This is a genomic window from Massilia sp. (genome assembly GCF_032106685.1).
Lineage (GTDB): Bacteria > Pseudomonadota > Gammaproteobacteria > Burkholderiales > Burkholderiaceae_D > Telluria.
Window position 1 is genome coordinate 43,492 of the sequence record NZ_DAMCPG010000041.1, and the last position, 8,641, is coordinate 52,132.

Consider the following 8,641-nt stretch of genomic DNA (forward strand, 5'->3'; position numbering starts at 1 on the left):
ATCAGCGGCACTCGGCCGCCATGGCATTCGCGCGGGCGCTACGCTGGGCGCGCTCGGCGTCGCTGAGGTAGCGTTTCTGGCCATCCAGGCCGACCTCGGCCACGCGGATGCCCGAGTCGAACATCAGCTTGGCCTTGCGCACCTCGACGCAATGCTCGGCCCTGGCCGCCCCGGCGCGCGCTTCTTCCTCCTGTTTCGCCTGCGCTTCCTGGCCTTCCTTCTGGCGCTTGCGGAAGTCGGCCTCGCGTTCGGCCAGCGTCGGCGGGCCTTTCGGCTTCTCGGCAGGCTGGACCGGCACGGCTGCCGGCGCCGCGGCCGATGTCTCCGGCGCCGCCTTGGCGGCGGGCGCTGACGCCAGTTGCAGCGACACGGCCGGTAGCCCCGGCGCCTTCAGGATGCGCGACGGCGGCGTGCCCGGCGGCGGCGGCTGGTCGGAATAATGACGCGTCCCGTTCGGCGCGACCCAGACGAATTGCGCCTGGGCCAGGCCGGCGCCAAGCAGCAGGACGAGTCCAAGCGCGCGGCCGAAGGCGCGGCGCACGGCGGGGAAGGGCTGGGTAGGCGTCATCAAAATATTTCCTTACGTAACTATTCGAGATTTCGCCATGATTCCCCGGCAGTGTCAATCGCGGCCGGCGCGGACGGGAGCATTTTTTCGGCATCGTGCGACGCAAACCACAGGTTTCTGTATAATTCGCTTTTGCGCCTATAGGAAAATGCTATGCGTCTACTCCAAAAAGCACTCACGTTCGATGATGTGCTGCTCGTCCCGGCCTACTCCAATGTTCTTCCGGCCGACACTTCCCTCCGCACCAAGCTGACCCGGAATATCTCGCTGAATATCCCGCTGCTGTCCGCGGCGATGGATACCGTCACCGAAGCGCGCCTGGCGATCGCGATGGCCCAGGAAGGCGGCATCGGCATTGTCCACAAGAATCTCCGCCCGGCCGACCAGGCCCGCGAAGTGGCCCGTGTGAAGCGTTTCGAGGCCGGCGTCCTGCGCGACCCGATCACCGTCCCGCCGACGATGAAGATCCGCGACGTGATCGCCCTGCAGCACCAGCACGGCTTCTCCGGCTTCCCGGTGGTCGAGGGCAAGCAGGTGGTCGGCATCATCACCAACCGCGACCTGCGTTTCGAGCAAGACCTGGACGCGGAAACCCGCACCAAGATGACCCCGCGCGAGAAACTCGTGTACGTCAACGAGGAAGCCGACACCGAGGAAGCCAAGCGCCTGATGAACAAGCACCGCCTCGAGCGCGTGTTGGTGGTCAACGAAGCCTTCGAACTGCGCGGCCTGATCACAGTGAAGGACATCCTGAAGTCGCACGAGCACCCGTTCGCATCGAAGGACGCGCAGGGCAAGCTGATCGTCGGCGCGGCCGTCGGCGTGGGCGACAAGGACAAGGAACGCGTGGAACTGCTGGTCAAGGCCGGCGTGGACGTGCTGGTGGTCGACACTGCCCACGGTCACTCGCAGGGCATCCTCGACCGCGTGAAATGGATCAAGACCACCTATCCGCACGTTGACGTCATCGGCGGCAACATCGCCACCGCCGCCGCAGCCAAGGCGCTGGTCGAAGCCGGCGCGGACGCGGTCAAGGTCGGCATCGGCCCGGGCTCGATCTGCACCACCCGTATCGTCGCCGGCGTCGGCGTGCCGCAGATCACCGCGATCTCGAACGTGGCCGAAGCCCTGGCCGGCACCGGCGTGCCTTGCATCGCCGACGGCGGCATCCGCTTCTCGGGCGACATCTCGAAAGCACTGGCCGCGGGCGCATCGACCGTCATGATGGGTTCGATGTTCGCCGGCACCGAGGAAGCGCCGGGCGAAGTCATCCTCTACCAGGGCCGCAGCTACAAGTCCTACCGCGGCATGGGCTCCCTGGGCGCGATGGCCGAAGGTTCGGCCGACCGCTACTTCCAGGACGTCACCGCCAAGGCCGACAAGTTCGTGCCGGAAGGTATCGAAGGCCGCGTCGCCTACAAGGGCAGCGTGCTGGCGATCATCTACCAACTGGTCGGCGGCGTACGCCAGTCGATGGGCTACTGCGGCTGCGCGACGATCGACGAACTGCGCGAAAAGGCGGAATTCGTCGAGATCACCTCCGCGGGCATGCGCGAGTCGCACGTCCACGACGTCCAGATCACCAAGGAAGCGCCGAACTACCGTTCGGAATGAGAAGCGGCCGGGAACGGCCGCTTTTGGTATTTGCCGCCGCGTAGCGCGGCGCCGCTTTTGTAGGGTGGGCACCTGTGCCCACGCGGTCTCACGAGATGATCGACCGCGACGCTGCAGGTAACCACCCGCCCGGATTACTTCTTACTATTTGGCCTCAATGCACAGCAAAATCCTCATCCTCGACTTCGGTTCCCAGGTCACCCAACTGATCGCCCGCCGCGTCCGCGACGCCGGCGTGTTCTCCGAAGTCTTCCCCTACGACATCGGCGACGAGTTCGTGCGCAACTATGGCGCCTCGGGCGTCATCCTGTCCGGCAGCCACAATTCGACCCTGGAAGGCGACTCGCCGCGCGCCCCGCAAGCCGTGTTCGAACTCGGCGTCCCGGTGCTGGGCATCTGCTACGGCATGCAGACCATGGCCGCCCAGCTCGGCGGCAAGGTCGAGAACGGCAAGGTGCGCGAATTCGGCTACGCCGAAGTGCGCGCCCGCGGCCACACGAAACTGCTGAACGGCATCAACGACTTCGTCACCGATGAAGGCCACGGCATGCTGAAGGTCTGGATGAGCCACGGCGACAAGGTCCTGGAAATGCCGGAAGGCTTCAAGCTGATGGGTTCGACGGACTCCTGCCCGGTGGCCGCCATGGCCGACGAGGAGCGCCGCTTCTACGCGCTGCAGTTCCACCCGGAAGTGACCCACACGACCCAGGGCGAAGCCATCATCGGCCGCTTCGTGCACGAGATCTGCGGCTGCAAGAGCGACTGGAACATGCCGGACTACATCGGCGAAGCCGTCGAGAAGATCCGCCAGCAGGTCGGCACCGACGAGGTCATCCTCGGCCTCTCCGGCGGCGTCGACTCCAGCGTGGCCGCGGCCCTGATCCACCGCGCCATCGGCGACCAGCTGACCTGCGTCTTCGTCGACCACGGCCTGCTGCGCAAGGACGAGGGCAAGATGGTCATGGACATGTTCTCGAAGAACCTCGGCGTGAAAGTGATCCGCATCGACGCCGAAGACCAGTTCCTCGGCCACCTGGCCGGCGTGACCGACCCCGAACAGAAACGCAAGATCATCGGCCGCGAATTCGTCGAAGTCTTCCAGCAGGAAGCCGGCAAGCTGACCAACGCGAAATGGCTGGCGCAGGGCACGATCTACCCGGACGTGATCGAATCGGCCGGCAAGGGCAAGAAGGGCCAGACCATCAAGAGCCACCACAACGTGGGCGGCCTGCCGGAAACCCTGAACCTGCAACTGCTGGAACCGCTGCGCGAACTGTTCAAGGACGAAGTGCGCAAACTCGGCGTGGCCCTGGGCCTGCCGCACAACATGGTCTACCGTCACCCGTTCCCGGGCCCGGGCCTGGGCGTGCGCATCCTCGGCGAAGTGAAGAAGGAATACGCCGACCTGCTGCGCGAAGCCGACGCCATCTTCATCGAAGAACTGCGCAACACCCCGTTCGAACTGCCGGCGGTGGCCGGCATCGATCCGGGCAAGGCGCCGGTGAACTGGTACGAAGCCACCAGCCAGGCCTTCGCCGTGTTCCTGCCGGTGAAATCGGTGGGCGTGATGGGCGACGGCCGCACCTACGAGTACGTGGTCGCGCTGCGCGCCGTGCAGACCCTGGACTTCATGACGGCGCAGTGGGCGCACCTGCCGCACTCGCTGCTGGGCAAGGTGTCGAATCGCATCATCAATGAGGTGCGTGGGTTGAACCGGGTTGTGTATGACATTTCGGGGAAACCGCCGGCGACGATTGAGTGGGAGTGAACGGCCCCTCTAAATAACTGATTTTGAATTGAAAGCTGAAGAGCCGTTGATCATTCGGTCGAATGGTCAACGGCTTTTTTACGTCCGTCGGACCAGTTCGAGCGTAAGCAAAAATGGTCGTAGGCGATAGATGTTCACTGGTATTCAAACATGGTGCTGACTCGGGCCCTTGCAGCTGGAGCGTCCCATACCAGTTGCCGCGCGCTACCAGTCATGGTATCGGGTGTGCCAAGTCTCCAATCTCAAAGTAAAAAGCCGTCGCGATTCACCCGGCGGGATCAAGCTCAGCGAGGCTCGGGAGCTCCTGAGGAAGGCGAAGGCTGCGCTGGCCGCGGGACGCTACCCGCCTGCCAGAAAAGCGCTACGACGGCGAGGCCCCGCGATGCTGGATCGTTCGGCGAGCCGCGCTTGCCCTTGATGCAACATTCGGTCTTGTCGCGCCGGCTTTGCTAGGCCCTCGCTACGCGGTCGCGGAATTCGACAGAGTTGGCAAACAGGCCCCACCCTGCGACAAACATCGCTGCAATCACCGGGCCGATCACGAAACCATTCAAGCCGAGCAGGGCCATTCCGCCGATTGTCGACAGCAGGACCAGATAATCCGGCAGCTTGGTGTCCTTTCCGACCAGGACCGGCCTCAACAGGTTGTCGACCAGGCCGATGACGAGCACGCCGTACGTCCCCAACAGGGCGCCCTGCCAGACGGCGCCGGTAAACAGGAAGTAAGCCGCAACCGGCCCCCAGATAATGGCTGCACCGACAGCCGGCAGGAGCGACAGGAAGGCCATCACGACGCCCCACAAGACGGGGCCGGGAACGACGAGGAACCAGAAGATCAATCCGCCGAGGGCGCCCTGTGCCAGCGCCACCAGCACATTGCCCTTGACCGTTGCGCGAATCACGGTGACGAACTTTGCGAACAAGAGGTGCTTGTAGTCTGCGCTCAGGGGCACGGCGGCCTGGATGCGCGCGGCGATCGTATGGCCGTCGCGGAACAGGAAAAACAGCAGATACAGCATCACACCCATGCTGACCATGAAATCGAAGGCATGGCGCCCGATGTTGACGGCGTAGCTGGCCGCCATGTCGCTCAGCTGCGCGATCCCTGCCTTGAACTGCTCGTCGAGGGTGGCCGTGATTTCGGCCTCGTGCAGCTCGAGCCAGGAAATGGCCCACGCCGGAAGCCGTCCAAGAAGCTGGTCGAATTTCCCGGCAAAGTCGATTTCCGCGACGTTCACGCGCGAGATCACGCTCGCTGCCTGGTCGAGCAGTGAGGATCCGATGACAGCTACCGGCAGGATCACCGCAACGATGATCATTAATAAGGATATGAAAGCGGCAAGATTGCGCCGGTCACCGAGCGCAACCGCGAGGCGGCCGTGCAGCGGCGCAAAGACGATTGCTAGTACGGCGCCCCAGAAGATCGCGCCGGAGAAGGGCAGCAGGATCCACCCGAATGCCAGCGTGACGAGGCCCAGCAACAGTAGAAAGAAGTGTTGAGAAAGCGTGAGATGCTTCATTGTTTGTCTCGATGGGTCAGCAGGGTGGGATGCCAGGAGAGGCCTGCGCCTTGTCCCAGACATGGCGTGCCGGCTACGTCAGAGTGCGCTCTTTCCGATCGACTTGTCTGCCGACAGGTGCAGCAAGGAAGCGGACATGAATCCCGCCAGGCAGGCAAGTGCGCCGAGTACTCCCATGCCGACGAACAGCGCCCGAATACCAAGCGCTTCACCGAGCGGACCCGTGAAAGCCAGTCCGACCGGTGCCGCCAGTCCCATGACCGAATTGAGCAGCGCGAGCACACGCCCCTGCAGGTGGTGGGGGACGATGCTCTGTAACAGTGCCGTCAGCGGGGCGCTGCCGAAGACATAGGTAATGCCTCCGATCACCCACCAGGCCACGCCAATTCCAAACAGCTTGGTGGGAGCGAGCGCCGTCAGGGCGATCGAGAGGCAGGAGGCGGCAAAGCCCAGGAGGATCCACTGAATGTGCCGCACCGGGACCATCGCCGCAACGAGCACGCCTCCAAAGAGCATCCCGGCGCCTGACAAACCTTCCATCAGGCCGACCTGCGTCGCCCCTCCGTGGAAATGCTGCTTGACCAACAGGGGCACCACCGTGAACGCCGGCATGATGATCATCACCACCAGGCCGATCAGGCAGTACAGTCGTCGAAGTCCGGGCTCCGACCATACGAGGTGGACGCCGTCACGCAGGTCGCGCCATAGCGTCGTCTTGCCGGCGCCCTGGATGTCTGCGCGCCGTGGCTGCGGAATGGCCCAGATCAGCAAGGGAACGATACCGAGCAAGGCCGTAGCGACGTCGATGCCAAGCGCCCATCCGATCGGCATGACGCTGATCGCGAAAGCGCCGAGGGGAGCAGCCACGATCAGGGTCATGCTTTGCATCGCCTGGTTCAGCCCAGCCGCGCGGGTAAGGAAAGAAGAGGGCACCAGCATGGACACGCTGGCGCTCGCTGCAGGAGCTTGCAGCGCCTGCATCGCGCTGCGCACCGCCATCATGCCGTACGCGTGCCATAAGGCGATCTGTCCGCTGACAAACAGCCAGATCAGCACCAGCATGCATGTCGCGCTGACCAGGTCCGCGACGATCATCAGCATGCGGCGGCTATAGCGGTCGGCAAGGGCGCCGCCCAGAGGCCCAAGCAGGGCTTGAGGCAGCATCGCGGCCATGCCTGCCGTGGCCAGTGCCGAGACGCTTCCGGTCGTATCGGCGATCCACCACAACAGGACGAACTGCGTCAGCGCGGATCCGACCAGGGACAGCGTCTGCCCCCCGAAGACGGCCCAGAACCGCGGTTGCCACTTGGCGCTTGTGTCGACTGTCACGGCAAGCTCCCGGTCAAGGCATTCCGGGCAGCGTCGACGCTCCCTGTTCCCGGGCCTCATCTCGGAACTGGCCGCCGCCCAATGCCTTGTACAGTGCGATGGCGTTGCCAAATTCGTCGCGGCGCAGGTCGAGGAGTTCCTGGCGGGCAGCGTACAGCTGGCGCTGCGCATCCAGCAGTTCGAGTCGGCCATCGATACCGGCGCGATAGCGTTGCTCGGAGAGCTCGGCGCGCTTGGTCTCTTCCGCGACAATCTCCTCCTGCGCCGCAATCTGGCGCGCATAGGTGGCGGTGCCGGCGAGTCCATCCGCCACTTCGCGGAACGCGACCTGGATGGCACGTTCGTACTCGGCGATCGCGCTCGACTTGCGCAGCTCGGACAGCCGCAGCTCCGCACGCAGCCGGCCGCCGTCGAACAGCGGCTGGGTGATCTGCGGCGCAAAGGACCAGACGCGGTGCTCGCTGCCGAACAGCCCACGCATAGAGGGGCTGGCAAAGCCTGCCGTCGCGGTCAGGGAAATACGCGGCAGGAACGCCGCGCGGGCCGCGCCGATGTCCGCGTTCGCCGCCTTCAGGTTTTGTTCGGCTTGGCGGATATCCGGGCGATAGAGTAGCAGGGTCGACGGCAAGCCCGCGGGCAGGCGCGTCAGGACCGGCTGTCGCTGCAGGGGAAGCGGCTTGGGCAGGGAGCTTGGGGGCGATGCCGCGCCGACCAGTTGGAACAAGGCGTTGTGCGAGCGCTGCAGATCCCGGGCGCGCGCCTCGGCGTCCGCCTGGGCACGGGACACCTGGCTGCGTACCTGCGCCAGGTCCAGCCGGCTGCTTTGCCGTGCGCGGTAGAGCTGCTGCGCAAGGTCGAGCTGCTCGGTCCAGCTGCGCAAGGTTTGCCGGGCCAGCTCGAGCTGTTCGGTAGCCAGCCGCTGCGCGATGTAGGCGTCTGCGACCGAGGCAATCAGCGAAATCCGTGCCGCACGGCGGCCTTCGTCGCTTGCAAGATAGCGGGCGAAGGCCGCTTCCGACATGGAGCGCACGCGCCCCCACAGGTCCAGCTCGAAAGCAGTCACGCCGAGCTGTACGTCCACCCGGTTTTGGGTGCTTGGGCCTTGCCCGGAGGTGGGGTCAAGCGCCCGCTCGCGGGCGCCACCCAGTCCGGCTTCGACGCTTGGAAGACGGGCAGCGCGCCCGATGCGGTACTCCGCCTGCACGGCCTCGACATTCAAAGTGGCAAGGCGAAGGTCCCGGTTGTTTTTCAAGGCCAGATCGATGAGCTGCTGCAGGCGCGGATCACCGAACATGGCAACCCAGCCGATCTCGGCGGCCGACGCCTGTTCTTGCTGCGCCACTACCGACGGATAGCTGACGGGAACAGGCGCATCGGGTTTTTCCAGCACCGGTGTGAACGAACATGCCGACAGCGCAAGTACAAGGGGAAGAATCGACAGTCGCATGGATCAACCTTTCGACGCCGGGATGGCATCAGTATTGCTGGAACGGCGGCGTGCAAGCCAGGCGGCGAGCCGGCCTTGCAAGCCAAGGACGAAGACGAAGAACACGGGTACGAAGAAGATCGCCAGAACGGTGGCGGTGAACATGCCGCCGAAGACGCCGATACCGATGGCGGCCTGCGTTTCGGCACTCGCACCTGACGCGAAAATCAGCGGCAGCACGCCCAGGCCGAAGGCGAGGGAAGTCATCAGGATCGGACGCAAGCGCAGGCGCGAGGCCATGATTGCCGACTCCACCAGGCCCTTGCCTTCTTCGAGCAGCTGTTTGGCGAATTCCACGATCAGGATCGCGTTCTTCGCCGACAGCCCGATCACGGTGATCATGCCGACCTTGAAGA

At 64.6% G+C, this 8,641-nt stretch carries 7 protein-coding genes; 2 read left to right on the plus strand and 5 right to left on the minus strand.

The annotated features are described in order from the left end of the window. Position 1: 1 nt before the first annotated feature. The gene (locus RT688_RS19190) at positions 2 to 568 is read right to left on the minus strand and encodes a DUF4124 domain-containing protein (protein ID WP_313706450.1); all 567 of its coding nucleotides are present in this window, start codon (positions 566 to 568) and stop codon (positions 2 to 4) included. Positions 569 to 721: 153 nt separating this feature from the next. Between RT688_RS19190 and guaB the strand changes: the two genes are divergently transcribed. Together guaB and guaA are read left to right on the plus strand one after the other, a co-directional pair. Further along, the gene (guaB, locus tag RT688_RS19195; protein WP_313706451.1) at positions 722 to 2,182 is read left to right on the plus strand and encodes an IMP dehydrogenase; all 1,461 of its coding nucleotides are present in this window, start codon (positions 722 to 724) and stop codon (positions 2,180 to 2,182) included. 157 nt (positions 2,183 to 2,339) lie between these two features. Further along, positions 2,340 to 3,950: a glutamine-hydrolyzing GMP synthase gene (guaA, locus tag RT688_RS19200; RefSeq protein WP_313706452.1), complete on the plus strand. Its 1,611-nt coding sequence runs from the start codon at positions 2,340 to 2,342 to the stop codon at positions 3,948 to 3,950. A 449-nt stretch (positions 3,951 to 4,399) separates the two neighbouring features. Here the strand turns inward: guaA and RT688_RS19205 are convergent, their stop codons facing one another. From RT688_RS19205 to RT688_RS19220, 4 genes are all read right to left on the minus strand, one after another. Then, a complete protein-coding gene (locus RT688_RS19205; RefSeq protein ID WP_313706453.1) occupies positions 4,400 to 5,470 on the minus strand; it encodes an AI-2E family transporter in 1,071 nt (356 codons plus the stop codon). A 78-nt stretch (positions 5,471 to 5,548) separates the two neighbouring features. Further along, entirely contained in the window at positions 5,549 to 6,799 is a 1,251-nt protein-coding gene (locus RT688_RS19210) for an MFS transporter (RefSeq protein ID WP_313706454.1), read from the minus strand. A gap of 13 nt (positions 6,800 to 6,812) precedes the next feature. Beyond that, positions 6,813 to 8,246, minus strand: a complete 1,434-nt coding sequence (locus RT688_RS19215) for an efflux transporter outer membrane subunit (protein WP_313706455.1) — start codon at positions 8,244 to 8,246, stop codon at positions 6,813 to 6,815. Between the two features lie 3 nt (positions 8,247 to 8,249). After that, a partial coding sequence (locus RT688_RS19220) for an efflux RND transporter permease subunit (protein WP_313706456.1) occupies positions 8,250 to 8,641 on the minus strand: 392 nt, incomplete at its 5' end.

Excerpts from the sequence above, each read along its gene's own strand:
- RT688_RS19190 (WP_313706450.1), bottom strand. The coding sequence starts at position 568 with ATGACGCCTACCCAGCCCTTCCCCGCCGTGCGCCGCGCCTTCGGCCGC.
- guaB (WP_313706451.1), top strand. The coding sequence starts at position 722 with ATGCGTCTACTCCAAAAAGCACTCACGTTCGATGATGTGCTGCTCGTC.
- guaA (WP_313706452.1), top strand. The coding sequence starts at position 2,340 with ATGCACAGCAAAATCCTCATCCTCGACTTCGGTTCCCAGGTCACCCAA.
- RT688_RS19205 (WP_313706453.1), bottom strand. The coding sequence starts at position 5,470 with ATGAAGCATCTCACGCTTTCTCAACACTTCTTTCTACTGTTGCTGGGC.
- RT688_RS19215 (WP_313706455.1), bottom strand. The coding sequence starts at position 8,246 with ATGCGACTGTCGATTCTTCCCCTTGTACTTGCGCTGTCGGCATGTTCG.